The 606-nt window shown below is 43.2% G+C and carries 1 pseudogene; it reads right to left on the bottom strand.

The features are described 5' to 3' along the window. Positions 1 to 606, bottom strand: a pseudogene (locus H8S17_RS16340) (CD1107 family mobile element protein); the annotation flags it as partial.

Genomic DNA, 606 nt, shown 5'->3' with positions numbered 1-606 from the left:
GATCGGTGTAATACGGATTGGCTGTTTTATAGATTTCAGAGGTATTTCCTGCATTATCCATGGCAGAAATCGTGAAATACTGATACCCTGCATCGAACTGTTGCAGACGGATATTCAAGGCTCCATTCGTATGCTCTGTAAACTCATAGCCATTGACATAGATTGCCTTGATACCGGAATCCGTATCATGTGCCTGAATGCTCAAAAGACCGTCGCTGACTGCCGCATTTAAGGTAGGCTTTGTAAAATCAAAGCACTTGATGTAGCGGTTTTTCTCGTAGGTCTTGCCCTTCTGGTCTGTGACCTGCACATAAATGGTGCTGTTCTCGGAAATCTCTATGTGCATATCCTCGGTAATGTCCGTCCAGCTTCCATTCTGTCCGACTTTTGCCTTTACTGTCTGAATGGTAAAATTACCGGAAACTATCGTATCTTCCACCTTGACAGTTACCTTAGTGGTATCGTTATGCCATCCAGACGATGTATTGATTGTGATTTTTACACTCGGATTGATATAGGCACATTCCTTGTAATCCTTTGCACACACCTCACAATCTTCATCTACTGCATACTGACTGCATTTTTCCTTGCAGGTGCATTTTGCGG

The sequence above is a fragment of the Roseburia zhanii genome, assembly GCF_014287635.1.
Taxonomy (GTDB): domain Bacteria; phylum Bacillota; class Clostridia; order Lachnospirales; family Lachnospiraceae; genus Roseburia_B; species Roseburia_B zhanii.
This window is presented reverse-complemented; position numbering and strand designations above follow the sequence as displayed.